Source organism: Ruegeria sp. YKSF070, assembly GCF_059612725.1.
The window spans coordinates 83,706-109,586 of the sequence record NZ_JBXWRD010000001.1; the positions used below are offsets into that span (position 1 = coordinate 83,706).

The window sequence follows — 25,881 nt, forward strand, 5'->3', positions numbered from 1 at the left end:
TGCGGCCCGGCTCAGCTGAAGGCGACGCGGGGTGCCGCGATCTTGTGGCGTGGCGGCTGCATGTGGATTACGCCAGTCAGGAAATCGGCATAATCGCAGGTCAGCTCGGTGCCCGCCGGAATATCGGTCAATGCCACCCCCCAGATTCCGTCCGAGAAATCGAGATTGGGATACATCGAATGGTTCATGAACCGTCCCTCATCGCTTTCCAGGATCAGGTATCCGGGCCGGTTGATATCGGGATAGCTGTAACGCTCCAGAAATTCCTTCACATGCGGTTCGACATTGTCGAGCTTGCTTTCGGGAAAGGTGATGTCGAGCATCTTGTCATGGCGCCATACCTTGTCGCCCCGGGCGATGTCGTCATGGCAGAATACCCCCAGTCCTTCGATTTCGGAGGGGGCGAGATAGCAGCGCACCATCATCATGCGCCTGTTCCTTCTGTAAAGGATGGCCGGGCCGCGTTCCGGTCTGGGATAAGGGGGGCGTACTCCCTGCCTCCCCGCGCGCCGCGGCGCGCGCAACGCAACAAGGCACCGATTCGATGACTGTTGCAACGAATTTCATATCTGCCCTCGAGAAAGGCAGGTAGCCGTTCAGGCCCTGGTCAAAATCATGTCCGTCATCGGTTTGAAACGGGCCCACCAGCCGGCTTCCAAACCATCACCGACGGTCAGGCTTGTTCAGCTTTCGACGCCTCGTGGGCCAGTTTTCCGCTCCATTTTTCAGTCGGAATCTTTGGCACCTCGGGATCCGCTTCATAAGATGGAGTCATGATCTGGACGCCGTTTTCGGTAAATACCTCAAAGATATTACGATGCAGTTCCGACCTGATGCGTGGAATGTTCGAGCCCCGAGTCGTATGGGCGTTGATCTCATAGTTGACTGCGTAATCCGCCAACGCCGTCCAGAGCACAAATGGTTCCGGGCGCATCCTTAGGCCGTCGGTGCGTCGCGCCGCTTCGATCAACATCGCCTCGACCTTTTCCGCAGGTTCCTCGTAGCCGATTCCAACAGTCGTATGCAGAATCACTCCGCTGCTCTCCGAGTGCTTGGTGTAGTTGACGACCTCGGAATTCAGCAGCTGGGCGTTGGGAATCGAGATCAGCTCGTTCTTTGTCGAGCGCAGATGCGTTTCCATCAGCTTTATTTCGACGACATCCCCAAGGTGATCTCCGATCTGAATGCGATCTCCGATCGACGTGGACCGTCGGTAGATCACGAAAAGTCCAGAGATCAGATTGTTCATCACCGAGTTCGATCCAAGCGACAGCATCGCGCCTACGAGAATGGTCAGCCCCTGAAACGCGGCGGATTCGGACCCTGGAATGTAAGGAAACGAAAACACCAACGCGATCAGGATCAAGGCCGCTCTTATGAGGTTGAAAGTGGGAATGACCCAGTGGCGTTCGAAGTTTCCGATTACGAAACTTCCCGCCTCGACCGCTTCGAAGAAGATACGCAGGCCGCGAATGATATACTGGGTGACTGCCGCGATGATCAGAAGCGTGACGAGATTGGGAAGATAGTTAATGAACCCGAGGACGATGTTCAGAACCGGCCTCGTCACATAGGTCAGCAGCAACTGGGCGACATAGCGCGTTTCGGCAAACGACAGCAGAACGAACGAAAGATAGTAGTAAACACCCAGGAAAAAGATCACCAACAGGATAAAGCTGATCCCGAACCGGATCAGTGCGGCGATGGCATCAGCGCGGACATGTGCCTTGGTGGCGGATTCGACTTCGGCCAGGTTTCGGTGAACCAGCTTGGTGACCCGAGTGTTGAGGAAGCGACGTAAAAGGACACCCAGAAAGGTGAAAAGCGCAAAGGCCAGCGTCCAGCCCATGGCATAGATCGCCCCTTCGAGCCTCGCTTCGTCTGATCGCTCGGCCCTGTAGGTCAAGATCGCGTCGTTGATGACCTTGGCTTGAACATCGGTCAACAGTTCTATGTCGATCTTTTCAAGAGAGGCGTCGGCTTGCGTAACAGTCAGGATTTCGACGCCATCGGCATAGATGACATAACCAAAGCGCTCTTTTCTCTTTTCAATGTCGACGGTTGCGGAATCGGATGCCGTGGCGACCTGTACAAGTCGCTCATGAACCCTGAGCGCGCGCCGTTCAGCAGGCAAACCAGTCACGCCGCGCAGCAGGAACAGTTGGGACCCGTCAAGGATCACTGGGGCCTGAAAAATCCCCTGCGAGGATTGAGACGGTGCCGGTGTTTCCTGCGCTGAAACCAAGGATGTGCAGAGGTACTGGATAACAAGTACAGCTATCACCAACAGACGAGACATGGTTGGTTTTCCTCGTTGCTTCTGGTTCGACTATACTCGCATGAGACAACCTGACCAGTGGGCAGTATCGGCAAAAGATCCGCTTTCGCGCTCGACTTGCAAAGCGGCGGTTCTGCGCATAGGTTCCCGGAAATTTCGCGGGGCCGCACCCCGTCACTCAGCACAAAGGAATGTCCCATGGATGGTGGCGCAATCGCCCAGTTTCTCCCGCTTATCCTGATCTTCGCGATCATGTATTTCCTGTTGATCCGGCCGCAGCAGAAGAAGGTCAAGGAACATCAGGCCATGGTCAGCGCCCTGCGTCGCGGCGATCAGGTGATCACCCAGGGCGGGTTGATCGGCAAAGTCGCCAAGGTCAAGGAAGACGGTGAGCTCGAGGTCGAGATCGCCGAAGGCGTCAAGGTGCGCGTGGTCAAGTCGACCATCGCGCAGGTGCTGAACAAGACCGAACCGGCGAAGTAAGCCGAACCCGTCGGAACAAAGGCAGGGTCATGCTGCAAATAGATACCTGGAAACGGGTCCTGATCTGGCTTGTCTGTATTGGCGGGCTGGTTCTGGCCCTGCCGAACGCATTCTATACCCGCGTTGAGCAGAGCAACGATGCCCGCGCCGCGATCGAGCTGCGTGGCGAAACGCCCGAGCTGACGGCGGCGGCGGGCCAGTGGCCCGGCTTCATGCCGTCCTCTCTGGTCAATCTGGGTCTGGACCTGCGCGGCGGTGCGCATCTGTTGGCCGAGGTGCGGGTCTCTGACGTCTATGCCGCCCGGATGGACGCCATGTGGCCGGAAATCCGCAACGCTCTGCGCGACGCGCGGGCAACTGTTGGGACCATCCGCAAGCAGCCGTCGAAACCGGACGAGATCCGGGTCAAGATCAGCCAGCCCGAGGGCATGACCCGCGCGCTGGAACTGGTGCGCGGGCTGGCCCGCCCGATCCAGACCCTGACCGGGGCCGGATCGAACGATATCGAGGTGCGCGGCGAGGGTGACGAGATCGTCGTGACCCTCAGCGAGGCCGAACGCCTTGCCACCGATGACCGCACCGTGCGCCAGGCGCTGGAAATCGTGCGCCGCCGCATCGACGAGGTCGGTACCCGCGAACCCACCATCCAGCGTCAGGGCGCCGACCGCATCCTGATTCAGGTGCCGGGCATCGGCAGCGCCTCGGAACTGAAAGAGATCATCGGCACCACCGCACAGCTGACCTTCAACCCGGTGGTCTCGCGCGGCACCGATGCCAATGCCCGTGTCGGCGTGGGCGAGAAACTGGCGCCGTCGCTGGATCAAGAGGGCGTGTTCTACACCATCGAATCCGCCCCCGTGGTCACCGGCGAGGAACTGGTCGACGCCCAGCCCGCCTTTGACCAGAACGGCCGCCCGGCGGTCAACTTCCGCTTCAACACCTCTGGCGCGCGCAAGTTCGGCGATTACACCCGCGACAATGTCGGCGCGCCCTTTGCCATCACGCTGGATGGCGAGGTGATCAGTGCCCCGGTGATCCAGAGCCACATTCCTGGCGGCTCGGGTATCATCACCGGCAATTTCACAGTCGAGGAAAGCACCAATCTGGCCGTACTCCTGCGCGCCGGCGCCCTGCCTGCGGGGCTGGAATTCCTTGAGGAACGGACCATCGGCCCGGAACTGGGGCAGGACAGCATCGACGCGGGCAAGGTCGCGACCGTGGTCGCATTTGTGGCGGTTCTGGGCTTCATGTTCGCCAGCTATGGCCTGTTCGGCATCTTCGCCAATATTGCGCTGATCATAAACGTGGGTCTTCTGTTTGGCCTGTTGTCGGTGATCGGCGCCACGCTGACCCTGCCGGGTATTGCGGGCATCGTGCTGACGGTCGGCATGGCGGTGGACGCCAATGTGTTGATCTTCGAGCGGATCCGCGAAGAGCTGAAGACCGCCAAGGGCCCGGCGCGGGCCATCGAACTGGGCTATGAAAAGGCGCTGAGCGCCATTCTGGATGCCAACATCACCACCTTCATCACGGCGGTGATCCTGTTCGCCATGGGCTCGGGGCCGGTCCGGGGCTTTGCCATCACGCTGGGGCTGGGCATTCTCACCTCGGTTTTCACCGCGATCTTTGTCACCCGCCTGCTGGTGGTGACCTGGTTCGAACGCCGCCGTCCCAAGACGATCGAGGTCTGACATGCGCCTGAAACTCATTGCCGACGATACGACGTTCGATTTCTTCAAGCGCTGGCGGGTCTGGCTGGGCATCTCGGCCCTGATGGTCGTGATCGGCTTTGCCTCGTTCCTGATCCAGGGCCTGAATTTCGGCATCGACTTTCGCGGTGGCACCACGGTGCGCACCGAAAGCACCCAGGCCGTCGATGTGGGCGCCTATCGCGGCGCGCTCGACCCGCTCGGGCTGGGTGATGTCTCGATCACCGAGGTGTTCGACCCCACCTTTGGCCCTGACGAGAACGTGGCCATGATCCGCATCCAGGCTCAGGACGAGGCCGAGGCGGTGAAGGCCGAAACCATTGCCAAGGTGCAAGAGGCCCTGCGCGGCGTCGCCCCGGACATCAAGTTCGTTTCGGTCGAATCGGTCGGCCCCAAGGTGTCGGGAGAGCTGATTCAGACCGCGATCCTGGCGGTCGGCCTCGCCATCCTGGCGGTGCTAGTCTATATCTGGCTGCGCTTCGAATGGCAGTTCGCCCTGGGCGCCGTGGCCGCGCTGGTGCATGACGTGGTGCTGACCATCGGCATCTTCTCCGAACTTCAGATCCGCTTTGACCTGGCCATCATCGCAGCGCTGCTGACCATCGTCGGCTATTCGTTGAACGATACCGTGGTGGTGTTCGACCGGGTCCGCGAGAACCTGCGCAAGTACAAGCAGAAGGACCTGAAAGAGGTGCTCAACCTCTCGATCAACGAGACGATGAGCCGGACCCTGATGACCTCGATCACCACCCTGCTGGCGCTGATCTCGCTCTACGTGCTGGGCGGCGACGTGATCCGCGGCTTTGTCTTTGCGATGATCTGGGGTATCGTGGTCGGGACCTATTCCTCGATCTTCGTGGCCTCGACCATCCTGTTGTGGCTGGGGGTCAAGCGCGACTGGTCCAAGCCCACCAACACCTCGGGTAATCAGTTCGCCGATATCGACGCCTGAGAACTGGCGCCATTCCCGGTCCCGTCTTGGCGCTAGAGGCGCGGTCGGGATCGGGGCAGGCTGCCCGCAATGGAACCGCTCCTCGCCCTTTCCACTCCTGAAATCGCCCTGCTGATCGGTGCGGCCTTTCTGGCCGGTTGCACCCGCGGTTTTGCGGGTTTCGGTACTGCGCTGATCTATCTGCCGCTTGCGGGGATCGTGCTGGGGCCGGTGGCCGCGATCACCACGTTGGTGCTGACCGATATCGTCGGTCCGCTGCCGATGCTGCCGCGTGCCGCCCGGCATGTGGACAGGGGCGATCTGGCGCGGCTATTGCTCGGGGCGGCGGTGGCCCTGCCTTTGGGGCTCTACATGCTGTTCCTGCTCGAACCGGGCCTGTTCCGCCTGCTGGTCTCGGGCGTGTCGCTGACCATGCTGGCCGGGCTGGTGCTGGGCTGGCGCTATCACGGCGCGCTGCGACCCGGTGCCGTGACCGCCACCGGCGCCGCCTCGGGCTTTCTGGGCGGGGTGGCGGGCCTGCCCGGCCCGCCGGTGATATTTGTCTATATGGCCAGCCCCAAACCGGCGGCGGCGATCCGGGCCAATATCACTTTCTACCTCTTCGGCTATGACTGGATGGTGCTGGCGATGATGGGCCTGGCCGGGCGGCTCGATCCGGCCTGGATCGTCACCGGTCTGGCGCTGATCGTGCCGAATATGCTTGGCACGATGCTGGGCGCGGCGCTATTTGTGCCGGGATACGAGCGCGCCTATCGCCTTGCCGCCTATGGGCTGATCCTGGGCGCGGCGCTGGCGGGGCTGCCATTCTGGACCTTGGGAGAGTGATCATGCGCCTGACCGAAGTGACCTATTCCGGTGCCCGTCCGGTCGATGGCTACGGGCCGGGTTTCTTCCGCATCGGCGGCGAGGTTCATCAGGGCGCGCTGCTGACCGGCCCTGACGGCCCCGCACCCTGGGCAGGCTATCATGACACCGCCCCGCTGCTGGCGCTGGCGGGGCAGGTCGATGTGCTCTTCATCGGCACCGGCGCCGAGGTGGCCCATATCCCGCAGGCCCTGCGCCAAAGCCTCGAACAGGCCGGATTGGGGGTCGAGGCGATGACCTCGCCTGCCGCCTGTCGCACCTATAACGTGCTCCTGGGCGAGGGCCGCCGCATCGCGCTGGCCGCGCTCCCGGTCTGATCCTGCTCTTCATTTCGCCACAAATACTCCGGGGAGCGCGAGGGGCAGCGCCCCTCGCTCCCGCCTGCAAGGCCTCGCATTGCGGGCGATGCGGCAAATCCCGCCTTTTGCCCCCCGCGCCAATGGGATAAGCGAGGAGCATGACACTCACCGTCACCGATCTTGCCATTGCCCGCGGCGGCATTCCCGTGCTCGAGGGGCTGAACTTCGCGCTCGCCCCCGGCCGCGCGCTGATCCTGCGCGGTCCCAACGGCGCGGGCAAGACCACGCTGCTGCGTACTATGGCCGGACTGCAACCGCCGCTGGCGGGACGGATCGAGGGCGCCGAGGATCGGATCGCCTATGCCGGCCATTCCGACGGGTTGAAACCCACACTCAGCGTCACCGAGAACCTGAGGTTCTGGGCTTCCGTCTTTGGCGGGCGCGATATTGCCCCGGCGCTCGATGCCTTTGCGCTGGGCGACCTGGCCGAGCGTCACGCGGGCAACCTGTCGGCGGGGCAAAAGCGGCGGCTGGGTCTGGCGCGGCTTCTGGTGACGGGGCGCCCCGTCTGGATGCTGGACGAGCCCACCGTCTCGCTCGATCGCGACGCGGTGGCGATGTTCGCCGATGCGGTGCGCGCGCATCTGGGGCAGGGCGGGTCGGCCCTGATCGCCACCCATATCGACCTGGGGCTGGATGGCGAGGTGCTGGATGTCGGTCCCTATCGCGCCCGCCCGGCGCCGCTTGACGACCCGGATGGAGATTTCCTGTGATCGCCCTTCTGAAACGCGACCTGGTACTGGCCTTTCGGGCCGGGGGCGGCTTTGGCCTGGGGCTGGCCTTTTTCCTGATCGTCACGGTTCTGGTGCCGTTTTCGGTGGGGCCGCAATCAGCGCTCTTGTCGTCGATCGCGCCAGGGGTGCTGTGGCTGGGCGCGCTTCTGGCCTGCCTGCTGTCGCTTGACCGCCTGTTGGCGCTTGATTGGGAGGACGGCACGCTCGACCTGCTGGCCACCGCGCCGCTGCCGCTGGAATCGGTGGTGACGATGAAGGCGCTGGCCCATTGGCTGACCACCGGTCTGCCGCTGGTGCTGGCCGCGCCGGTGCTGGGGGTGCTTCTGAACCTGCCCACCCCCGGCTTTGTCTGGCTGGTGGTCTCGCTCTTGCTGGGCACGCCGGCGCTGAGCGTGGTGGGCACATTCGGCGCCGCGCTGACCGTGGGGTTGAAGCGCGGCGGGCTGCTGCTGTCGCTCCTGGTGCTGCCGCTTTACGTGCCCACGCTGATCTTTGGCGCCGAGGTGGCGCGGCGTGGGGCCGCAGGGATGGAGGTGGCCACACCGCTTCTGATGCTGGCAGGGATAACCGCCGCCGTGATCGCTTTGTTACCCTTTGCCAGCGCCGCGGTGCTCCGCGTCAATCTGCGTTGACGCAAGTCAATTGAGAACAGTCCCGCTTCGCACTAGATAGGACCCATGACGATATCGACGAGACTCAACGCGCTCTGGGAATATGCCAACCCGCGCAAGTTCCTGGCCCTGACCGAGCGGGTGCTGCCCGCGCTGTGGGTGCTGACCGCGATCACCCTTGTGGGTGGACTGGTCTGGGGCTTCTTCTTCACGCCTGACGATTACAAGCAGGGTTCTACTGTCAAGATCATCTATATCCACGTGCCCTCGGCCTTTCTGGCCACCAGCGTCTGGTTCATGATGTTGGTGACCTCGCTGGTCTGGCTGATCCGGCGCCACCATGTCAGCGCGCTGGCCGCGCGTGCGGCGGCGCCCGTGGGCACGGTCATGACGCTGATCGCGCTGATCACCGGGGCAATCTGGGGCCAGCCGATGTGGGGCACCTGGTGGGAATGGGATCCGCGCCTGACCTCGTTCCTGGTGCTGTTCCTGTTCTACCTCGGTTACATGGCCCTGTGGGAGGCGATCGAGGATGCCGACACCGCCGCCGACCTGACCTCGGTGCTGTGCCTGGTGGGATCGGTCTTTGCGGTGCTCAGCCGCTATGCGGTTTATTTCTGGAACCAGGGGCTGCATCAGGGGGCCTCGGTGCTGCGCGCAGGCGCTGTCAGTGGCACCGATACCGAGGAGAAGGTGAGCAATGTCTACGCCTATCCGCTGCTTCTGTGCCTGCTGGGCTTTGGGCTGTTGTTCGTGACGCTGGTCTTTTACCGCACCGGAACCGAGATCCGGGCCCGCCGGATCAAGGCGCTGATCGCACGGGAAAGGGCAAACGGATGATTCCCGATCTGGGCAAATATGCCGCCACGGTGCTGAGCGCCTATGGCGCCACTCTGGTGCTGTTGATCGGTCTGCTGGTGCTCAGCCTGCGGCGCGGTCGCAAGCTGCGCGCCGAGATGGAAAAGATCGAACAAAGGATTTCGCGCAATGGCTAGGATTTCGCCGCTGATGGTGGCGCCGCCGCTGATTTTCGGCGCCTTCGTTCTGCTGGCAGCCGTCGGCATGTTCCGCGACGATCCCGAGGCCCTGCCCTCGGCGCGCGAGGGGCAACCCGCGCCGCCGCTGGCGCTGACCGCCTTTCCCGCGGCGCCGGGCTTTCACGATGCCACCCTGCGCGACGGTCAGGTGAAACTGGTCAACTACTGGGCCAGCTGGTGCGCGCCTTGTCGGGCCGAACATCCCAGCCTTGAAAAGCTCGCAGGCGAGGGCATCCCGATCTACGGCATCAACTACAAGGACAAGGTGGAAAACGCGCAGGGCTTTCTGGACGAACTGGGCAATCCCTTTGTTGCGCTGGGTCGTGACGAGCAGGGGCGCACCGCCCTTGACTGGGGTGTCTATGGCGTGCCCGAGACCTATGTGATCGCGGGTGACGGCACCATCATGCTGCGCTTTGCCGGGCCGATTACCGAACGGGTGATCGACAGCACCATCCGCCCGGCGCTGGAAAAGGCCGCGGCGAAATAGGGGGCGCTGCCCCCACCGCCCGTTCCGGGCGGCCCCCCGGAGTATTTCAAGCAAAGTGAAGGGGCGCGGGTCGTTCCTGTCAGGGGGCGGTCGCTGGAGCGGCCGGAATGGGACCTCTGGGTGAGAGGCCCTGATTTCATTCCGCCCAAAATACTCCGGAGCGCGAGGCAGCGCCTCGCAAAAGAAAAGGGCGCCGCAAGGCGCCCTCTCATTGGTCGGTTCGCAGACGCTCAGCTGGCCTTGGCCAGGTTGCGCAGCACGTAATGCAGCACGCCGCCGTTCTCGATATATTCGATCTCGGGTGCGGTATCGATCCGGCATTTCAGGGTGATGGTCTTTTCGGACCCGTCGCCATAGGTGATGGTGCAGGGCACCTCTTGCAGCGGCTGGATGGTGTCCAGTCCGCTGATCGCGACGGTTTCATCGCCCTTCAGGCCCAGCGACTTGCGATTGTCGCCGCCGGTGAACTCGAACGGGATGACGCCCATGCCGACCAGGTTCGAGCGGTGGATACGCTCGAAGCTTTCGGCGATGACCGCTTTGACGCCCAGCAGTGCTGTACCCTTGGCTGCCCAGTCGCGCGAAGAGCCGGCGCCATATTGTTCGCCGCCGAACACCACCAGCGGGGTGCCCTGCTCCTGATAGGCCATCGAGGCCTCGTAGATCGAGGTCTGCTGCCCATCGGGTCCTTTGGTATAGCCGCCTTCGACGCCGTCCAGCATCTCGTTCTTGATGCGGATATTGGCGAAAGTGCCGCGCATCATGATCTCGTGGTTGCCACGGCGCGAGCCATAGGAGTTGAACTCGCGCGGGGCCACCTGACGCTCGGTCAGATACTTGCCGGCGGGGGTGGTGGTGGCAAAGGAGCCTGCGGGCGAGATATGGTCGGTGGTGACCATGTCACCCAGGATCGCCAGCACCTTGGCGCCCGAGATGTTCGAGATGGTGCCCGGCTCGGTGCCCATGCCTTGGAAGTAGGGCGGGTTCTGGATATAGGTCGAGGTCGCGGGCCAATCATAGGTTTCCGCATCGGTGGTTTCCACCGCCTGCCATTTCTCGTCACCCTTGAACACGTCGGCATATTTCGACTGGAACGCCTCGCGCGTCACGGTCTGCTCGACCAGCTCGGCCACTTCCTGGGTGGTGGGCCAGATGTCTTTCATATAGACATCGTTGCCGTCCTTGTCGGTGCCGATCGGCTCGGAGGTCAGGTCGATATCCAGCGTGCCGGCCAGCGCATAGACCACCACCAGCGGCGGCGAGGCCAGGTAGTTGGCGCGCACGTCGGGCGAGATGCGCCCTTCGAAGTTGCGGTTGCCTGACAGCACCGAGGTGGCGACCAGATCGCCCTCGGCAATCGCCTCGCTGATTTCCTTCTGGATCGGGCCCGAGTTGCCGATACAGGTGGTGCAGCCATAGCCGACGAGGTTGAAGCCGATCTTGTCCAGATCCTCTTGCAGGCCGGCGGCCTCCAGATAGGCGCTGACCACCTGCGAACCCGGTGCCAGCGAGGTCTTGACCCAGGGCTTGCGGTTCAGGCCCAGTGCGGCGGCCTTGCGCGCCACCAGACCGGCGCCGATCATCACATAGGGGTTCGAGGTGTTGGTGCAGGACGTGATCGAGGCGATCACGACCTTGCCCGATTCCATGGTATAGTCTTCGCCCTTGACCGCGACTTCCTTGCCCATCGGGCGCTTGAAGGTCTCGGCCATCTCGCGGGTGAATGCGGTCTTGGCATCGGTCAGCGCCACATAGTCCTGCGGACGCTTGGGGCCGGAAATGGCGGGCACGATGGTGCCCATGTCCAGGCTCAGCGTGTCGGTATAGACCGGGGCGTAATCGGCATCACGCCAGAAGCCGTTTTCCTTGGCATAGGCTTCGACCAGCGCGATCCGGTCCTCGTCTCGGCCGGTATTGCGCAGATAGCGCAGGGTCTCGCCGTCGATCGGGAAGAAGCCGCAGGTGGCGCCGTATTCCGGCGCCATGTTGGCGATGGTTGCGCGGTCGGCCAACGGCAGACGGTCCAGGCCTTCGCCGTAGAATTCGACGAATTTGCCCACCACGCCCTTGGCACGCAGCATCTCGACGACCTTCAGAACCAGGTCGGTGCCGGTGGTGCCCTCGACCATCTGGCCGGTCAGTTCGAAACCGATCACCTCGGGGATCAGCATCGAGATCGGCTGGCCCAGCATCGCGGCCTCGGCCTCGATCCCGCCAACGCCCCAGCCCAGAACGGCCATGCCGTTGACCATGGTGGTGTGGCTGTCGGTGCCCACCAGCGTATCGGGATAGGCAACCTCGACCCCGTCCTGATCGGTATCGGTCCAGACGGTCTGGGCCAGATATTCCAGGTTCACCTGGTGGCAGATGCCGGTGCCCGGCGGCACCACGCGGAAGTTGTTGAACGCGCCCTGGCCCCATTTCAGGAACTGGTAACGCTCCATGTTGCGCTCGTATTCACGGTCCACGTTCATCTGGAAGGCGCGCGGATTGCCGAATTCGTCGATCATGACCGAGTGGTCGATGACCAGGTCAACCGGGTTGAGCGGGTTGATCTTCTGCGCGTCACCACCCAACGCCTTGATGCCGTCGCGCATCGCGGCCAGGTCGACAACGGCGGGAACGCCGGTGAAATCCTGCATCAGCACGCGGGCCGGGCGATAGGCGATTTCGCGCGGGTTCTGGCCGCCCTTGGCGCCCCATTCGGCAAAGGCCTTGATGTCGTCGACCGACACGGAAAAGCCGCCATCCTCGAACCGCAGCATGTTTTCCAGAACCACCTTCAGCGCGGCGGGCAGTTTCGAGAAATCCCCCAGACCGGCCTCGGTGGCGGCGGGGATCGAGTAATAGGAAATGGATTTGCCATTGACGCTGAGCGTGCGGCGCGTCTTGGCGGTGTCCTGTCCAACCTTGATGGGCATCGTGGCCTCCCTCTCTTGGAGCGTGGAAATGGGATTCGCTGCGGGTTATCTGCATCACGCCCGCCTTGGGTTCAAGCACCAAGACGGGGGGTGCGTCAATTTTTGTATACCATTGCACACATGGGGGCGCAAGATGCGGTATGCAATGGTATACATTTGTTTCCGCAGGTTCAAGAAACCTTGATTGGCGCTGTGATCGGCGGGGCGGTAAAGCTGGATCATCCCCTTGCCCAGCGACGGACCGGACCCGGATGAAAGCCCTGACGCTCTGCCTTGCCCTTGCCGCATCGGCACTGCCCATCGCCGCCCGAGCCGAGGGGCCGGTGGTTGTGGAGCTCTTTACCTCGCAAGGGTGTTCCTCGTGTCCGCCTGCGGATGCGATCATGCATCGGCTGGCGCGCCGGGACGATGTGATCGGACTGGCGCTGCATGTCGATTACTGGGACTATATCGGCTGGGTCGACGAATTTGCCGACCCTGCCCATACCCTGCGCCAACAGGCCTATGCCCGCGCCGGTGGGCGCTCGATGATCTATACCCCGCAGATGATCATCCAGGGGGTCGAGGATGTGGTCGGCGCGCGCGAGGAAGAGGTGCTGGCGCTGATCGAGGCGCACAAGGCACGCCCGGCGCCGGTCGGCATTACCGCGCGCCGCGTGGGCGATGACATCACCGTCACTTTGACCCCGGGCACGGGGACGCCCGGTGGTTCCTATGCGGTGCAACTGGTGCGATATACGCCACTGCGCCATGCCTCGATCAAGCGTGGCGAGCTTGCCGGTCATGACCTGGATTATGCCAACGTGGTCGACAGCTGGCAGGTGGTGGGGCAGTGGGATGGACAGAGCGAGAAACGCCTGAGCGTCACCACCGAGGGCGATTTGCCGGCGGTCGTGCTGGTACAGCAGGCGGGACCTGGGCCGATCCTGGCGGCGGCCCGGGTCGAGTGATCAGCTCAGCGTGTCCTCGGGCCGCTCGCCGAGGTCGAGCCAGGGTTTCCAGCGCCGGTGGATCCAGAACCATTGCCCCATATGCTGGCGCACCATCTTTTCCAGATCATCGTTCAGGAACTGGGTCATGGTGACCGGATCGCTATGGGCGACCGGATCGTGCATCACGATCTCGAAATCCAGCCCGTTGTCCTGCCGTACCGAATAGCAGGGGATCATCACCGCATCATATTTCAGCGCCAGTTCCGCGTTCAGCACCGAGGTCACCGCAGGCTTGCCGAAAAAGCTCAGCTCGGCACCGCCATGGGCATGCAGGTCCGAGACGATGGCGATGATGCCGCCCTGTTTCAGGCTGCGCACCATCTCCATCATGCCGCGCCGGCCTTGTTCGAACATCGGTTTGCCGGTGCGCAGGAAGGCATCGACATAGATTTCGTTGAAATAGGGGTTGGCCATGCGGCGGTAGAGACAGCCGATCGGCTTGCCGCCTCGGGCCTGCAATGCGGCGCGGGTGGCCAGGTAATGGCCGAAATGGGCGGTGATCAGCATCACCGGCTTGCCCTCGGCAATAGCCGCGTCAAAGGCGGCCGCGCCCGGCCCGCTGACCCGTGCCCCCTGTTGCCGACGGGTGAATTCGTCGGGCGAGAAATGTTCCATGATGGCGCGGCCTGCATTATCGGGCACTGCGCGGCACAGGCGCGCGATCTCGGCCTCGGGCAGGTCTGGACAGGTCAGCGCCAGATTGGCGCGAATGCGCTTGCTGAACCCCACCAGCGGGCCAATCGCGCTCATCAGCCGACCCATCGCCGCGATCCGGCGATCGTAGGGCAGAAGCCGCATCCCTCCGATCAGCCCGCGCAGCAGCAGATATTGCGCATAGTAAGAGGCGCGCGCACCTCGGCCGAGTTCGGATTTTTCAACGGGCATCAGGGTCTCTTAGCGGCTGTGCATCTCGCGATGCCAGACATACAGACCCGCCCCGGCGATCACAAGCGCACCGAGGACAGTCCAGATGTCGGGATATTCACCAAAGAAGGCCGTGCTCCAGATTGCGGAGAATCCAAGTCCGCAATAGGCATAGGGCGCGAGCATGGCCGCCTCTCCTTGTGAAAAGGCGCGGATCAGGAAGAGCTGGCCCAGCGTGCCGAAAAGAACGACCAGCGCAATAAGACCCCATGCCGTGGGGCTGGGCGACTGCCAATAGCCGGGAACGATGAGGCTCAGCAACGTGGTGCCGACGAGGCCGGTATAGAAGAGCGAGGTCCAGACGTCCTCGTCCGGGCCGACGCGGCGTGTGAGCAGAGCATAAGTGGAATAGCAGGCGGCGGCACCGAGCGGGAAAAGCGCGGCAGGCTGGAACACGTCCGACCCCGGGCGCAATACGATCAGCGCGCCGGTCAGGGCCACGGCGATGCCCAGCAACCTGCGCGGGCCCAGACGCTCACCCAGAAACAATGCGGCACCCAGCGTGATGAAAACCGGGTTGACCGACATAAGGGCGGTGGCGTCAGTCAGCGGGATCCGGCTGATGCCGAGAAAGAAGAAGGCGGTCGCCCCCATCAGCATCAGCGAACGCAGGAGTTGCAGGCGCGGATAAGCAGTGCGGATGACCTTTCGCAGGCGTGGCAGGACGAGAAGTAGCACCAATAGCATCTGTCCGGCATAGCGTGCCCAGAGCGCTGGAATCACGCCGATCTGCGGCGCCAGCGCCTTGACCGTAGCATCCATGAGCGAAAAGCACAGGATGGCGAGAACCATGAAGCCGATGGCCCGACGCGCCGTTGATGCCATTACGCTTGGGCCCGCGACTGGAGTAGGATGTTGAACATGTGAAGCTGATAGCGCCCAGCTTCGGTTCTGTCCATCAGCCAGCGGCCTGGTGCCGGAATTTTGAAAAAATTTCGGCCCGGAAAGCGACCGCTTTCCGACCCGTTTTCCGTGCCGGAAAACGGCCTGCCGGGATCAAGCGTCACTATCCTCCTCGGGGTCGATGAGCCGTAGGGCGCCTTCGTCCTCCAGGCTACGGATAACACCCACAAGGGTTGTCATCGCCGCCTCGCCCTCGCTGCGCTTGACCTTGCCCTTGTCGCGGATCTCGTCGCGCAGGTTGTCGGACATCCGCGAGGACATGTTGCCGAGCAGGAACTCCGCCACCACGGCCTCGTCCCCCTCGGTAGCGGCGGCGAGGGCCTGGATCAGTTGATCCTGATCGGCCACGCGCACCACGGCGGGCACGTCGCGCGGCGACAGGCGGGCAGGGATGTCGGAGAAGGTGAACAGGACCTTGCGCACCGAAGAGGCAAAGGTTGCATCCTCTTCGTCCAGCGCCGACATCATCTGGTCGCGCGTTGCGGGCGCCGACTGGTTCAGGATATTGCCCACCCGTTTCTCGGGCCGGTCGGCAAAGGCCAGGATCGGCCGCGCATCCAGCTGCGCGGCCAGCGACCAGCCGATCCGATCCACTGCCTCGGGCGTCACCCGGCCGGTCTGCGAGATGGCATAGGTGATGCGCCGCGCCACCGGGCCGGGCAATTGCCCAAGCAGCGCCGCCGCCTTGGCGGTATCAAGTTTCGACAGCAGCACGGCGGCGACCTCGGTGCTTTCGGCCTGGGCGATCTCGGCCAGTTCCTCGGGCGGCAGGGCGCGCAGCCGCTGCCAGGGATCACCCATCTGCCGAACACCGGCCTCGCGCCGCAGACGCGCGGCGGTGGTTGCGGCGATCTTGCCATCCATTGCGCTCAGCGCCCCGGCCAGCCCATGCGGAAAGCTGAGCCCGATCCCGTCGAGCGCCTCGGCAAATTCCTCGGCCACCGCGTCCAGCGTGATCCGGTCGACCAGCCCCATCCGCCCCATCTGCTTGGTCAGCCGGGCCTGCAACTCCTCTGGCAGTTCCTCCAACGGGATTTGCGCGCCTGCATTCAGCAGAAGCCGCACGACCACAGCAGCCTTTTCCAGATTGCTCAATTGCCGGGGCACGCGCCGGGGCGCGTCGGCCAGCGGCTGGCCGCCCATCCTTGTCACCGCCGGAGCGTCGACGAAATCGAACATCTCGGCTTCAAGGGGCATCAACGCATTGTCGTCCTGCATCTGCCTTCGTCATCCGTCATCAGAGTCGCAGGCAGATTAGCGGTCGGGCGGTAAAGAAAGGCTGAACTCAGTAGTTGTAGGTCAAGCCCGTCCGGATGGCCTCGCGCAGCGACACCTCGGCCCAGCTGCCTTCGCCGCCGCGCGCGGTGATCTCACGCCACTGGGCGATGGCCAGATCGGTCTTGCCGGCCTCGACAAACCCTTGCCCCATATAGCTGCGTGCCAGGATATTGTCGGGATTGGTCGCGATCGCCGCCTGATAGTAGAAGGTCGCGCGGTCCAGATCGCCCAGCTTGCGATGGGTGAACCCCCAATAGGTCAGCACGCGGTCGTCGCTCTGGTCGGGCATGGCCGCCAGCACGCCCTGCGCATCGGCGGGACGCCCGGCATAGGCCAGTTCGCGCACGGCCTTATACAGCGTATCGGCATCCAGGCCGGAATTCTTCGGCGCCACGCAGCGCTTTTTCTTCTCGTCCCAGACCTTGACCCCTTTGCATTCCTTGGTGGTCTGGGTTTCCTTGGGCGGGTTGGTCCAGGTGCTGCCACCTGTACTGTCGCCGCCGGCGGCAAAGGCGCCAAGCGGCAGGGTCAGACCCAAGGCAAGAAGGGAAGGCAATCGCATGAGGGGAACTCCGGTATCAGCTTAATGTAAGGGACGCAAAATTTTCTCGGGCGCCGTAATAGACCCCCGGAAAACCGGCCGGATCGGCGCGGGCTCAGCTGTTGATCACCTCGACACAGGTTTGCGAGGCGGCGTCCCACTGCATGCCCGGGGCGCAGGATTGGGTCTGTTCATGGCCACGGCTGGAACAGCCCATCGCCAGCGAAGCCACTGGCAGCAGGGCCAACGCAGTGGCGCAGCATATCGTCCTGAGGGTCATGATCTCTCCTCCCGTTGATACTGGAAAGGAGTGTAGCGCAGAGCCCCACTTGCGCAAAGGGGACTCACGCCGATTTGTCTCTCGTTATGTCCGTTTCGGCGGTCAGTCGCCAAAGACACGGGCAAAGATCGTGTCGACATGCTTGGTGTGATAACCCATGTCGAACTTCTCGTTGATGCCGTCGGTGCCCAGGGCGGCGACAACATCGGCATCGGCCAAGAGCTGCTCGCGGAAATCGACCCGGTCTTCCCAGACCTTGAGGGCATTGCGCTGCACCATGACATAGGCGTCCTCGCGGCTGACACCGGCCTGGGTCAGCGCCAAGAGGACACGCTGGGACATCACCAGACCGGGGAACTTGTTCATGTTTTCCAGCATGTTCTCGGGAAAGATCAGCATCTTGTCGACCACGCCGGCGAGACGATGCAGGGCGAAATCCAGCGTCACGGTGGCGTCGGGGCCGATGCCGCGCTCGACCGAGGAATGCGAGATGTCGCGTTCATGCCAGAGCGCCACGTTCTCCATCGCCGGGATCACAGCCATACGAACCAGTCGCGCCAGACCGGTCAGATTCTCGGTCAGGACCGGGTTCTTCTTGTGCGGCATTGCCGACGAGCCTTTTTGCCCCATCGAGAAGAATTCGGCGCCTTCCAGCACCTCGGTGCGCTGCATGTGGCGGATCTCGATGGCGATATTCTCGATCGAGGACGCAATCACGCCCAGCGTGGCAAAGTACATCGCGTGACGGTCGCGCGGGATGACCTGGGTGCTGATCGGCTCGGGGCGCAGGCCCAGCTTGGCGCAGACATGCTCTTCGACCGCCGGGTCGATATTGGCAAACGTGCCGACCGCGCCCGAGATGGCGCCGGTGGCGACCTCGTCGCGCGCGCCTTGCAGGCGGGCCTTGTTGCGGTCCATCTCGGCATAGAAGCGGGCGAAGGTCAGGCCCATGGTCGTGGGTTCGGCATGGATGCCATGGCTGCGGCCCACGCGCACGGTGTCCTTGTGCTCATAGGCGCGCTTCTTCAGCGCGGCGAGCACCTTGTCGACGCCCTCCAGCAGGATGTCGGCGGCCCGCACCAGCTGTACGTTCAGGCAGGTGTCCAGCACGTCCGAACTGGTCATGCCCTGATGCACGAACCGCGCCTCTTCGCTGCCCACATGTTCGGCCAGATGGGTGAGGAAGGCGATGACGTCATGTTTGGTGACCGCTTCGATCTCGTCGATGCGGGCCACGTCGAATTCCACATCCTTGGCTTTCCACACCGCCTCGGCATTTTCCCGCGGGATCACGCCCAGATCAGCCATCGCGTCACAGGCATGCGCCTCGATCTCGTACCAGATCTTGAACTTGGTCTCGGGCGACCAGATTGCAACCATCTCGGGGCGGGAGTAGCGGGGGATCATTGGCAGCGACACCTTTTTGTGATTGGCAGGACCTGTTGGCGCGGGTCATAGACCCAGCCGCATCGCGGGACAAGGCAGGAGCGGAAATATGAGACGGTTTGCCCTGATTTTGGCGGCTGTGCCCACCTGGGCGATGGCGGATGGGTTCATGCCGCTGGCCGGAGACGAGATCCGCGCGGCGCTGACGGGCAGGGAGCTGGTCTATGAAGGTGGCGCACGCCAGAGTTTTGACGCCTCGGGCGGGACGGTCTATGTGACCGACCGGTCCAGTCAGGGACGCTGGAGCCTTCGCGGCGATCTTTACTGTTCGATCTGGCCGCCCTCGGAACTCTGGGCCTGTTACACGGTGGCCAGCGACGGCGAGAGGGTCCGCTTTGTCGGGCAGGGCGGCGATATTACCGACGGGACCTATGCCGAATGACCCTGCCGCAGGACATTGCAGCATTCGAGGGCGATTGGCTGCTGGATCGCGTCATTGACGACCGTCTGACGGGGCAAAAACTGCGCGCCGAAGGGGCCGCGACGCTGCGCCGCAGCGAGAGCGGGCTGACCTATGACGAGCAGGTAACGCTGTTCATGCCGGGCCAGCCGCCTTTTAAAGGCACCCGACGCTATCTTTGGCGCCCTGGTCCGGGCGGCATCGCCATTCATTTTGAAGATGGCAGGTTTTTCCACCACTTAACGCTGGGTCAAGTGGCGCCAGGAGATCACCATGACTGCCCGCCCGACAGTTATGATGCGGGATATGACTTTGCGCGCTGGCCGCTGTGGCGGGTGCGCTGGACGGTCAAGGGACCGCGCAAGGATTACGAGATGGTGACCGATTTTCGGCGGCGATAGCGTAAACGTCTTGCGGCGCGCGCGCGGACAGGGCATTTCTGTGTGCCAATACCTGTCTGAACTGGGAGACAACCGAATGAGCATGACTGTTCTGGCCGACGCAATCGGCCCGCGCGAAGGCACCGCGCGTCTGGCAAAGCAAGCGGTTCTGGTGGTGCTGGGCATCGCAGCGCTGGCCATCGCCGCCAAGATCAAGGTGCCGATGTGGCCGGTGCCGATCACCATGGGCACCTTTGCCGTGCTGACGCTGGGCACCGCTTATGGCGCGCGGCTGGGTCTGGTGACCATGCTGGGTTATCTGCTTGTGGGCGCGCTGGGCTTTGACGTCTTCGCCACCTCCTCGGCCGAGAAATTCGGGCTGACCTACATGATGGGCGGCACCGGCGGCTATCTGGTGGGCTACCTGATGGCCACCGTGATGCTGGGCGCTCTGGCGGCCCGCGGTTGGGACCGCTCCTTTGGCAAGATGGCGCTGGCGCTGGTGCTGGCCAATGTGCTGATCTACGTGCCGGGCCTGTTGTGGCTGGGCCAGCTCTATGGCTGGGACAAGCCGATCCTGCAGTGGGGTCTGACCCCGTTCCTGGTGGGCGACGCGCTGAAACTGGTGCTGGCCGCCGTGCTGGTCCCTGGCCTGTGGAAACTGGTGGGCAACGCCCGCGGCTGATCCCGCTCGATACCTTTGACAAAGGCCCGGACACATTGTCCGGGCCTTCTTCGTTGCCTTTGCGGGATATGGTAAAGACACTGAAACCATCGCGATCAGGAAAGATGTTTGCCATGCCAAAGAGTTTCGCCCCCTTGCGCGCGCTGGCGTCGGCGCTGGCGGCAAGCCTGCTGCCCTTGCCAGCCATAGCTGACATGCCGCTCACCTATGTTTCTGACGGCAGGGCGTTGTTTCACCTCAGCGCACCGGATTTCTGGCAGGTCCGCAGCGGTGGTCCGCGGGCGCTGACCCCGCCGGGGTCGGACGAGGCGCGGCTGATCAACCGCGTGATCGGGTTCGAGCCTGAGGCCGAACCTGGCGTCTGGGTCGGTTTCATGTCGCCCAACGGGGTGTCGACCTTTGCCCAGGCCGAAGACTACCTGCGCAACATCGGCAAATCGGTGGTCAGCGACCCCGAGTTGCGGGAACAAAGCCGCATCCGCATCGGCGGGTTGCCGGCGGCGCGTTATGTCGGCACCGGGCGACGCGACGGAAATGCCGTCACGTTCACCGCGGTTCTGGTCGATCTGCCCGGCAGCCGCGTGGCGATTTCCCTGGCCGTGGTCGAGATGGGCGCCCGGCCCGAACTGGTCGAGGATATCAATTCAATCTACGCCTCGTTCCGGGCGGCAAACTAGGAGGTTGGCCATGCGCTTTGCAAAACTCACCCTCTCGGCCGGTCTCGTTGTCGCGGTTCTGGGCCTTGCGGGGTGTGATCCGACCGCGACCGGCAGCAATTCGGTCTATTACGACTCGATGCTCTGGAACGACTACTACTACGGCTATCCGCGTCCGCCCCGGCCCGACCGTCCGCGCCCCGAACACCCGATCGCGCGCCCACCGGCAAAACCGGTTCCGCCGATCGCCCGGCCGCCCGTGGCACGACCGCCGATCCACCGGCCGCCCGTGGCCCGCCCGATGCCCGCCCGCCTTTAGTGAGGCGCGTCAGGACCCGGAGGTCAGGCGTGTGACGATGCGTGCCGCGCCTTCGAGGGTGCGGTGAACCGGGCATTTGTCGGCGATCTCCAGCAGCTTGGCCCGTTGCGTTTCACTCAACGAGCCCTCAAGCGTGATAACCCGGGTGAAGGCGTCGATCTTGCCGCTGGCACCGGTGTCGGCGTCCTGGGCATGCACCTTGTCATGGCAGACATCGACATTGATCCCGGTCAGGGGCCACTCCTTGCGCTGCGCATACATGCGGATGGTCATCGAGGTACAGGCGCCAAGGCCCGCCGAGACGAAACCATAGGGCGACATGCCCCGATTGGTGCCGCCATAGGACAGCGGTTCGTCCGCCTGGGTGTGGTGATCGGGACCGGACTGTACATCCTGCAGGAATCCGCTCGCGGAGACTTCGGTGACGCGTACCACGCCCTCGGGGGCGCCAGGCGGTGGCGCCGGCGGCGACAGGTTCACATAGCGACCGACCCAGGCCGCAATGACATCGGCGGCATATTCGGCATCCTGCGCGCGGCTGATCAGGTGATCGGCATCGTCCAGCGTGACAAAGCTCTTGGGATGTTTCGCAGTCATGAAGATCCGGGCGGCATTGTCTATGCTCACCGTCTCGTCGCGCGGTGCGTGCAGCACCAGAAGCGCCGCCCGCAGCTCGGCAATGGCCGGTTGCAGCGCGCTCTCCGCGATATCCTCGACAAACTGCCGTCCGATCCGGAACGGCCGCCCGCCCAGACAGACCTCGGCCGCGCCCTCGGCCCGGATGCGGGGCAGGGCGGCTTCGAAATGATGCGCCACATGGCCCGGATCGGCGGGCGCGCCAATGGTCACCACGGCGCGGACCGAGGCGATGCGCGCGCGGGCACGCAGCACGGCCGCCCCGCCCAGCGAATGCCCGATCAGCAGCGCTGGCGCCATGTCGCGCCCGGCCAGATAGGTGGCGGCGGCCACCAGATCATCGACATTCGAGGTGAATGTCGTGTTGGCAAACTCGCCCTCTGAATGGCCCAGACCGGTAAAGTCGAAGCGCAGCACCGCGATCCCCATCGCCGCCAGCCGCGCCGCGATCCGGCGGGCGGCGGGAATGTCCTTGGAACAGGTAAAGCAATGGGCAAACAGCGCCGTGGCCAGCACCGGCCCCTCCGGCAGGTCCAGCCGGGCGGCCAGTTGACTGCCGTCATGACCGGCAAAGGTGATCCGTTCGGTGGGCATGGGGTCACTCCTGATGGGTTTCCCCCAGAGTGGTCAGGACAGGCTAAGGCTACAACCCTCATGTCAAACGCCTCACGCGGAGGTGACGCGCCGACATGGGCTTCTTCTGTTCTGAAATACCTCGGGGAGCGCGAGGGGCAGCGCCCCTCGCATCGGTCGCCGTGCCGTAGGCGCGGCGAAATCCCTTGTCAGTCCGCGCCCATGAGGGCGGGATCGAACGGATAGGTGGTCAGGTTCTCATACCCGTCCTCGGTGATCAGAACCTGATCTTCCAGCTTGATCGAGAAATCGCTGCCCACCTCGCCGACACAGGCCTCGACACACAGGACCATGCCCGGCTCCAGCGGATAGTCATAGGCACCCGCCACAGCCTTGTCGGGATAGGAGACCAGCGGCCACTCGTCACACAGGCCCACCCCATGCATCAGGCAGCCGTATTTCTGCGCCTGATATCTGTCGTCCAGCCGGTGGCAATTGGCGGTCAGCTCGGGGATCATCACCCCGGGTTTCAGCATTTCCATGTTGGTCATGATATGCTCATGCGCGTGCCGCATGGCATAGATCATGTCGGGGCGCGGCGCGCGATCGCCGATCCACCACGTGCGGCTGATGTCGATGCAGATGCCGTAGGATCCGATCAGATCGGTATCAAAGGCGATGATCTCGTTTTTCTGCGTGATGCGCGGGCCGCATTCCTGGAACCAGGGGTTGGTACGCTGGCCCGAGGCCAGCAGCCGGGTCTCGATCCACTCGCCACCACGCCGGATGTTTTCGGCATGCAGCACCGCCCAGATATCATCCTCAGTGGTCTTGCCGTCACCGACATTGGCGCGCGCGAACCGCTCCATCTCGGCGATGGCGCTTTCACAGGCGTGATGGGCGCAGCGCATGGCGCGGATCTCGTCGGGCCCCTTGATGGCGCGGGTCTTTTCGGTGACCTCCTCGCCCTCCATGATCTCGAACCCCTGCGCCTCGAGCGCGCGCAGCCCGTGCAGCATGATCTTGTCGACCGCCAGTCGTTTGTTGCCACCGGAATGCTCCTCGATCAGCACCCGCACCTCGTTGCTGAACACATCCGCCGCCACATCCACCTTGTCGCCGCGGTCGAAATAGAACAGGTCCGCGCCCGAGCGCTGCTCGCGCACCAGCGGGTTGAACGTGCTGAGGAAAGGCGAGTTCTTGTAGTCCCAGATCACCATGTAGCCATCGGCGCAGAGCAGCACCGCGCGGAACGGGTTGTGGGTGTTCCACAGCTGCATGTTGGTCGAGTCGGTCGCATAGCGGATGTTGAGCGGGTCGAACATCAACAGGCCGCCATAGCCCCGCTCGACAATGGCGCGGGTCAGGCGTTTCCAGCGATGTTCGCGCATCCGGGTCAGGTCGGGCAGATCCAGCCCGGCTTGTTCCCATTCGGCAAAGGCTAGCTGGGTCGGCCCGATCTCGATCCGGTCGTTGTCATTGGGACTGCCGTCACCCAGCGTGGCGCCCCGACTGGGGTCGATCTTGCGGGTATCGCGGTAATGCTGGGTCATCGGGGCCTCCCTTGTCATGCTGATCCCAACTGTGACCGGGGCCAAGGGGGCGAGTCGCATCCTTTCGCGACGGGTGTTCGTGTCGTTTTTGGCCTGTTTCCGTCGTCTCGGCGATGCTAGGCCGGGCACATGACCGAGATCCTGCAAACCCACCTGCCATATGACATCCACAGCCCCCGGCCATTGCCGGGCATCGCGCCGCTGCAAATGGAGGACTGGTTACACCGGGACGAGGCCTTTGCCGGGCAGATGGCCCGGCGCGCGGCATTGCTGGCCGAGAGGCCGGGCGCGGTGCTGGCGCTGGACGAGGGGGCCCGACCGGCGGCGGTCGAATTGCTCGACCTGGTGCAGGGGCTGGCCTATCCCGGCTCGGGCAATCGGGTCACCCGGCCCGATGGCGCAACTGTCCCGGTTGATCGTGCCGATCCTCTGCGCAGCCTGGGCCAGCTGGTGCAAGAGGATTTCTGCATCCTCGAAAAGCGCGGCGACGAACATGTGCTGACAGGGGCTGTCCTGTGCTTTCCCGCCAGCTGGACCCTGGCCGAGAAGTTCTTGAACCCGTTGATCGCCATCCACGAGCCTGTGGGCAGCTATGACGCGGGGATCGCGCGGCGGGTGCAGCGGCTGTTCGACGGGGTGCAGGTGGGGCGGCCACTGTGGCGGTTCAACGCGCTCTGGTATGCAGATGCCGAGCTGCACCAGCCGCGCAGCATCCATGACCGCCGCAGCGCGCCGGTACCGGCGGATGCGGGGTATCTGCGCAGCGAGCGGCAATGCATCCTGCGCTTGCCGGAAACGCGCGCGGTGGTCTTTTCGATCCATACCTATGTGCTGGCACGCCGCGACGTACCGGCGGTGCCCGCCTGAGAGGACAAAGCCCCGCCGCTTGGGCGGGGCATGTCGTCGTCGGGAAGTGTTCAGACCGGCAGCAGCGACAGCACGCTGGCCATGACGCCCGAGCTTTGCATGAACACCAGCGCCGCGGTCAGCGAAAGGACCTGCGTGTTCAGGCGGAAATCCTCGCCTCGGATCAGGTTGACAGCGGCAAGCGAGGCCGCGACCGGCGCCGAGACGAAGGCCAGACAGCCGGTCATGCCCCAGCTGGCGAGCCGCCGGATATCGGTCTGTGCCCGTTCCTCGGGGCTGAGCCCGTCCAGCTCGTCGGGTCGCGGATCGCTGCGGAAGGCCAGCGCCAGCGCCTCTTGGTCGGTGAGCGCGACCAGCCCGGTTTCGCCCTGATGGGCGTATTGCCCCATGATCCGATCATAGCGACTTGCCAGGTCCGGCGCGGTGTCGTCGATCGGTGCGAACCGTTCACCCTGATGATACAGGATTTGCTGGCGGCCGCGCACCCGGCGGGGCGAGACATTGGAAAACGCGCCCAGGAACTGGTCTATCGTCAGACGGACATCGGGGTCGAGCCACTCGATCAGTTCGCTGGTATAGAGATCCACCATCCGGTAGAGCATCACCACCAACATCAGCTCGGTCACGTCGCGGTCGTCGGTCTGCTCGGAAACCGGCGTGACCGAAATCACCAGACGGTTGCGGACCTGCTCCTTGCTCTCGTGCAGGCGGCGGTTCAAGCCCGCCACCGCATCGACCCGACGGGCGCGAGAGCCATCCTCGACCGCGGATTCCATCGACAATCTGACCATGTACTGACTGGACAGAATGCGCGCTTCATGCGCGCTCAACAGCGACTGCCGTTCGACCGCATGGCCGTAATCTTCTAGCGTGGCGGTTACGATCCGGCTGAACCGGTCCATCGCGCCATCCTCGTTACCCAGGAACACCAGTCCACCGTGATACGTGCCTGTTTGTGCCACAGCGACTTCCTCCATTGCAAGTTGTGCCAAGGATCAATCTAGTGGCGT

The 25,881-nt window shown here is 63.6% G+C and carries 29 protein-coding genes and 1 pseudogene; 17 read left to right on the forward strand and 13 right to left on the reverse strand.

Annotated elements, in window-relative coordinates:
* Positions 1-11: 11 nt before the first annotated feature.
* From AC2FL1_RS00390 to AC2FL1_RS00400, 3 genes and pseudogenes are all read right to left on the reverse strand, one after another.
* Complete coding sequence (locus AC2FL1_RS00390; protein WP_234136335.1) at positions 12-428, reverse strand: SET domain-containing protein; 417 nt, start codon at positions 426-428, stop codon at positions 12-14.
* Between the two features lie 235 nt (positions 429-663).
* Complete coding sequence (locus tag AC2FL1_RS00395; RefSeq protein ID WP_496826303.1) at positions 664-762, reverse strand: hypothetical protein; 99 nt, start codon at positions 760-762, stop codon at positions 664-666.
* A gap of 25 nt (positions 763-787) precedes the next feature.
* Positions 788-2,299, reverse strand: a pseudogene (locus AC2FL1_RS00400) (mechanosensitive ion channel family protein); the annotation flags it as partial.
* A gap of 177 nt (positions 2,300-2,476) precedes the next feature.
* Here AC2FL1_RS00400 and yajC point away from each other — a divergent pair.
* The 10 genes from yajC to AC2FL1_RS00450 all read left to right on the forward strand — a co-directional run bounded on the left by yajC (position 2,477) and on the right by AC2FL1_RS00450 (position 9,517).
* Positions 2,477-2,761 (forward strand): preprotein translocase subunit YajC, encoded by a 285-nt coding sequence (gene yajC, locus AC2FL1_RS00405; RefSeq protein WP_234136337.1) that lies wholly within the window; start codon positions 2,477-2,479, stop codon positions 2,759-2,761.
* 29 nt (positions 2,762-2,790) lie between these two features.
* The gene (gene secD, locus AC2FL1_RS00410; protein ID WP_496875635.1) at positions 2,791-4,452 is read left to right on the forward strand and encodes a protein translocase subunit SecD; all 1,662 of its coding nucleotides are present in this window, start codon (positions 2,791-2,793) and stop codon (positions 4,450-4,452) included.
* 1 nt (position 4,453) lies between these two features.
* Positions 4,454-5,422, forward strand: a complete 969-nt coding sequence (gene secF, locus AC2FL1_RS00415; protein WP_496875636.1) for a protein translocase subunit SecF — start codon at positions 4,454-4,456, stop codon at positions 5,420-5,422.
* A 69-nt stretch (positions 5,423-5,491) separates the two neighbouring features.
* Complete coding sequence (locus AC2FL1_RS00420; RefSeq protein WP_234143855.1) at positions 5,492-6,247, forward strand: sulfite exporter TauE/SafE family protein; 756 nt, start codon at positions 5,492-5,494, stop codon at positions 6,245-6,247.
* A 2-nt stretch (positions 6,248-6,249) separates the two neighbouring features.
* Positions 6,250-6,603: an Mth938-like domain-containing protein gene (locus AC2FL1_RS00425; RefSeq protein WP_496875637.1), complete on the forward strand. Its 354-nt coding sequence runs from the start codon at positions 6,250-6,252 to the stop codon at positions 6,601-6,603.
* 140 nt (positions 6,604-6,743) lie between these two features.
* Positions 6,744-7,358 carry a heme ABC exporter ATP-binding protein CcmA gene (gene ccmA / locus AC2FL1_RS00430; protein ID WP_496875638.1) on the forward strand — a complete coding sequence of 205 codons (615 nt, stop codon included), beginning with the start codon at positions 6,744-6,746 and terminating at the stop codon, positions 7,356-7,358.
* Complete coding sequence (gene ccmB, locus AC2FL1_RS00435; RefSeq protein ID WP_234168846.1) at positions 7,355-8,011, forward strand: heme exporter protein CcmB; 657 nt, start codon at positions 7,355-7,357, stop codon at positions 8,009-8,011. Before ccmA ends, ccmB begins: the two co-directional genes overlap by 4 nt.
* Positions 8,012-8,056: 45 nt before the next feature.
* Complete coding sequence (ccmC, locus tag AC2FL1_RS00440; RefSeq protein WP_496826294.1) at positions 8,057-8,830, forward strand: heme ABC transporter permease CcmC; 774 nt, start codon at positions 8,057-8,059, stop codon at positions 8,828-8,830.
* The gene (gene ccmD / locus AC2FL1_RS00445; protein ID WP_496875639.1) at positions 8,827-8,985 is read left to right on the forward strand and encodes a heme exporter protein CcmD; all 159 of its coding nucleotides are present in this window, start codon (positions 8,827-8,829) and stop codon (positions 8,983-8,985) included. Before ccmC ends, ccmD begins: the two co-directional genes overlap by 4 nt.
* Positions 8,978-9,517 carry a DsbE family thiol:disulfide interchange protein gene (locus tag AC2FL1_RS00450; protein WP_496826290.1) on the forward strand — a complete coding sequence of 180 codons (540 nt, stop codon included), beginning with the start codon at positions 8,978-8,980 and terminating at the stop codon, positions 9,515-9,517. The genes ccmD and AC2FL1_RS00450 overlap by 8 nt, the downstream gene beginning before the upstream one ends.
* A gap of 230 nt (positions 9,518-9,747) precedes the next feature.
* Here AC2FL1_RS00450 and acnA read toward each other — a convergent pair whose 3' ends face one another.
* Positions 9,748-12,438 carry an aconitate hydratase AcnA gene (gene acnA, locus AC2FL1_RS00455; protein ID WP_496826288.1) on the reverse strand — a complete coding sequence of 897 codons (2,691 nt, stop codon included), beginning with the start codon at positions 12,436-12,438 and terminating at the stop codon, positions 9,748-9,750.
* Between the two features lie 251 nt (positions 12,439-12,689).
* Between acnA and AC2FL1_RS00460 the strand changes: the two genes are divergently transcribed.
* The gene (locus tag AC2FL1_RS00460; protein ID WP_496875640.1) at positions 12,690-13,388 is read left to right on the forward strand and encodes a DUF1223 domain-containing protein; all 699 of its coding nucleotides are present in this window, start codon (positions 12,690-12,692) and stop codon (positions 13,386-13,388) included.
* Here the strand turns inward: AC2FL1_RS00460 and AC2FL1_RS00465 are convergent, their stop codons facing one another.
* The 6 genes from AC2FL1_RS00465 to purB form a co-directional block, all read right to left on the reverse strand.
* Positions 13,389-14,315, reverse strand: coding sequence for a lysophospholipid acyltransferase family protein (locus AC2FL1_RS00465; protein ID WP_496875641.1), 927 nt, complete (start codon positions 14,313-14,315; stop codon positions 13,389-13,391).
* A 9-nt stretch (positions 14,316-14,324) separates the two neighbouring features.
* Positions 14,325-15,179 (reverse strand): DMT family transporter, encoded by an 855-nt coding sequence (locus tag AC2FL1_RS00470; RefSeq protein ID WP_496875642.1) that lies wholly within the window; start codon positions 15,177-15,179, stop codon positions 14,325-14,327.
* A gap of 171 nt (positions 15,180-15,350) precedes the next feature.
* Positions 15,351-16,475, reverse strand: a complete 1,125-nt coding sequence (locus tag AC2FL1_RS00475) for a flagellar motor switch protein FliG (protein ID WP_496875643.1) — start codon at positions 16,473-16,475, stop codon at positions 15,351-15,353.
* A gap of 67 nt (positions 16,476-16,542) precedes the next feature.
* The gene (locus tag AC2FL1_RS00480; protein WP_496826278.1) at positions 16,543-17,097 is read right to left on the reverse strand and encodes a tetratricopeptide repeat protein; all 555 of its coding nucleotides are present in this window, start codon (positions 17,095-17,097) and stop codon (positions 16,543-16,545) included.
* Positions 17,098-17,191: 94 nt separating this feature from the next.
* Positions 17,192-17,356 (reverse strand): hypothetical protein, encoded by a 165-nt coding sequence (locus AC2FL1_RS00485; protein ID WP_496826276.1) that lies wholly within the window; start codon positions 17,354-17,356, stop codon positions 17,192-17,194.
* A 102-nt stretch (positions 17,357-17,458) separates the two neighbouring features.
* Entirely contained in the window at positions 17,459-18,763 is a 1,305-nt protein-coding gene (gene purB / locus AC2FL1_RS00490; protein WP_496875644.1) for an adenylosuccinate lyase, read from the reverse strand.
* Between the two features lie 88 nt (positions 18,764-18,851).
* On the opposite strand from purB, the gene AC2FL1_RS00495 reads away from it, so the two are divergent.
* From AC2FL1_RS00495 to AC2FL1_RS00515, 5 genes are all read left to right on the forward strand, one after another.
* Positions 18,852-19,184: a hypothetical protein gene (locus tag AC2FL1_RS00495; protein ID WP_496826273.1), complete on the forward strand. Its 333-nt coding sequence runs from the start codon at positions 18,852-18,854 to the stop codon at positions 19,182-19,184.
* Positions 19,181-19,603: a DUF6314 family protein gene (locus AC2FL1_RS00500; protein WP_496875645.1), complete on the forward strand. Its 423-nt coding sequence runs from the start codon at positions 19,181-19,183 to the stop codon at positions 19,601-19,603. Before AC2FL1_RS00495 ends, AC2FL1_RS00500 begins: the two co-directional genes overlap by 4 nt.
* A 76-nt stretch (positions 19,604-19,679) precedes the next feature.
* A complete protein-coding gene (locus AC2FL1_RS00505) occupies positions 19,680-20,267 on the forward strand; it encodes a biotin transporter BioY (protein ID WP_496875646.1) in 588 nt (195 codons plus the stop codon).
* 113 nt (positions 20,268-20,380) lie between these two features.
* Positions 20,381-20,944 (forward strand): hypothetical protein, encoded by a 564-nt coding sequence (locus AC2FL1_RS00510; RefSeq protein WP_496875647.1) that lies wholly within the window; start codon positions 20,381-20,383, stop codon positions 20,942-20,944.
* Positions 20,945-20,954: 10 nt separating this feature from the next.
* Positions 20,955-21,242 (forward strand): hypothetical protein, encoded by a 288-nt coding sequence (locus AC2FL1_RS00515; RefSeq protein WP_234183321.1) that lies wholly within the window; start codon positions 20,955-20,957, stop codon positions 21,240-21,242.
* Between the two features lie 9 nt (positions 21,243-21,251).
* Here the strand turns inward: AC2FL1_RS00515 and AC2FL1_RS00520 are convergent, their stop codons facing one another.
* Both AC2FL1_RS00520 and dddP read right to left on the reverse strand, forming a co-directional pair.
* The gene (locus AC2FL1_RS00520) at positions 21,252-22,472 is read right to left on the reverse strand and encodes a bifunctional alpha/beta hydrolase/OsmC family protein (protein WP_496875648.1); all 1,221 of its coding nucleotides are present in this window, start codon (positions 22,470-22,472) and stop codon (positions 21,252-21,254) included.
* Between the two features lie 188 nt (positions 22,473-22,660).
* A complete protein-coding gene (gene dddP / locus AC2FL1_RS00525) occupies positions 22,661-24,004 on the reverse strand; it encodes a dimethylsulfonioproprionate lyase DddP (RefSeq protein ID WP_496875649.1) in 1,344 nt (447 codons plus the stop codon).
* A 129-nt stretch (positions 24,005-24,133) separates the two neighbouring features.
* On the opposite strand from dddP, the gene AC2FL1_RS00530 reads away from it, so the two are divergent.
* Positions 24,134-24,871, forward strand: coding sequence for a heme-dependent oxidative N-demethylase family protein (locus AC2FL1_RS00530; protein ID WP_496875650.1), 738 nt, complete (start codon positions 24,134-24,136; stop codon positions 24,869-24,871).
* A gap of 50 nt (positions 24,872-24,921) precedes the next feature.
* Here the strand turns inward: AC2FL1_RS00530 and AC2FL1_RS00535 are convergent, their stop codons facing one another.
* On the reverse strand, positions 24,922-25,863 hold the full coding sequence (locus AC2FL1_RS00535; protein WP_496875651.1) for a hypothetical protein: 942 nt from the start codon (positions 25,861-25,863) through the stop codon (positions 24,922-24,924).
* Between the last annotated feature and the right edge of the window lie 18 nt (positions 25,864-25,881).

Coding starts and splice junctions, on each gene's coding strand:
- AC2FL1_RS00390 (WP_234136335.1), bottom strand. CDS start 428: ATGATGATGGTGCGCTGCTATCTCGCCCCCTCCGAAATCGAAGGACTG.
- AC2FL1_RS00395 (WP_496826303.1), bottom strand. CDS start 762: ATGAAGCGGATCCCGAGGTGCCAAAGATTCCGACTGAAAAATGGAGCG.
- yajC (WP_234136337.1), top strand. CDS start 2,477: ATGGATGGTGGCGCAATCGCCCAGTTTCTCCCGCTTATCCTGATCTTC.
- secD (WP_496875635.1), top strand. CDS start 2,791: ATGCTGCAAATAGATACCTGGAAACGGGTCCTGATCTGGCTTGTCTGT.
- secF (WP_496875636.1), top strand. CDS start 4,454: ATGCGCCTGAAACTCATTGCCGACGATACGACGTTCGATTTCTTCAAG.
- AC2FL1_RS00420 (WP_234143855.1), top strand. CDS start 5,492: ATGGAACCGCTCCTCGCCCTTTCCACTCCTGAAATCGCCCTGCTGATC.
- AC2FL1_RS00425 (WP_496875637.1), top strand. CDS start 6,250: ATGCGCCTGACCGAAGTGACCTATTCCGGTGCCCGTCCGGTCGATGGC.
- ccmA (WP_496875638.1), top strand. CDS start 6,744: ATGACACTCACCGTCACCGATCTTGCCATTGCCCGCGGCGGCATTCCC.
- ccmC (WP_496826294.1), top strand. CDS start 8,057: ATGACGATATCGACGAGACTCAACGCGCTCTGGGAATATGCCAACCCG.
- ccmD (WP_496875639.1), top strand. CDS start 8,827: ATGATTCCCGATCTGGGCAAATATGCCGCCACGGTGCTGAGCGCCTAT.
- AC2FL1_RS00450 (WP_496826290.1), top strand. CDS start 8,978: ATGGCTAGGATTTCGCCGCTGATGGTGGCGCCGCCGCTGATTTTCGGC.
- acnA (WP_496826288.1), bottom strand. CDS start 12,438: ATGCCCATCAAGGTTGGACAGGACACCGCCAAGACGCGCCGCACGCTC.
- AC2FL1_RS00460 (WP_496875640.1), top strand. CDS start 12,690: ATGAAAGCCCTGACGCTCTGCCTTGCCCTTGCCGCATCGGCACTGCCC.
- AC2FL1_RS00465 (WP_496875641.1), bottom strand. CDS start 14,315: ATGCCCGTTGAAAAATCCGAACTCGGCCGAGGTGCGCGCGCCTCTTAC.
- AC2FL1_RS00470 (WP_496875642.1), bottom strand. CDS start 15,179: ATGGCATCAACGGCGCGTCGGGCCATCGGCTTCATGGTTCTCGCCATC.
- AC2FL1_RS00475 (WP_496875643.1), bottom strand. CDS start 16,475: ATGCAGGACGACAATGCGTTGATGCCCCTTGAAGCCGAGATGTTCGAT.
- AC2FL1_RS00480 (WP_496826278.1), bottom strand. CDS start 17,097: ATGCGATTGCCTTCCCTTCTTGCCTTGGGTCTGACCCTGCCGCTTGGC.
- AC2FL1_RS00485 (WP_496826276.1), bottom strand. CDS start 17,356: ATGACCCTCAGGACGATATGCTGCGCCACTGCGTTGGCCCTGCTGCCA.
- purB (WP_496875644.1), bottom strand. CDS start 18,763: ATGATCCCCCGCTACTCCCGCCCCGAGATGGTTGCAATCTGGTCGCCC.
- AC2FL1_RS00495 (WP_496826273.1), top strand. CDS start 18,852: ATGAGACGGTTTGCCCTGATTTTGGCGGCTGTGCCCACCTGGGCGATG.
- AC2FL1_RS00500 (WP_496875645.1), top strand. CDS start 19,181: ATGACCCTGCCGCAGGACATTGCAGCATTCGAGGGCGATTGGCTGCTG.
- AC2FL1_RS00505 (WP_496875646.1), top strand. CDS start 19,680: ATGAGCATGACTGTTCTGGCCGACGCAATCGGCCCGCGCGAAGGCACC.
- AC2FL1_RS00510 (WP_496875647.1), top strand. CDS start 20,381: ATGCCAAAGAGTTTCGCCCCCTTGCGCGCGCTGGCGTCGGCGCTGGCG.
- AC2FL1_RS00515 (WP_234183321.1), top strand. CDS start 20,955: ATGCGCTTTGCAAAACTCACCCTCTCGGCCGGTCTCGTTGTCGCGGTT.
- AC2FL1_RS00520 (WP_496875648.1), bottom strand. CDS start 22,472: ATGCCCACCGAACGGATCACCTTTGCCGGTCATGACGGCAGTCAACTG.
- dddP (WP_496875649.1), bottom strand. CDS start 24,004: ATGACCCAGCATTACCGCGATACCCGCAAGATCGACCCCAGTCGGGGC.
- AC2FL1_RS00530 (WP_496875650.1), top strand. CDS start 24,134: ATGACCGAGATCCTGCAAACCCACCTGCCATATGACATCCACAGCCCC.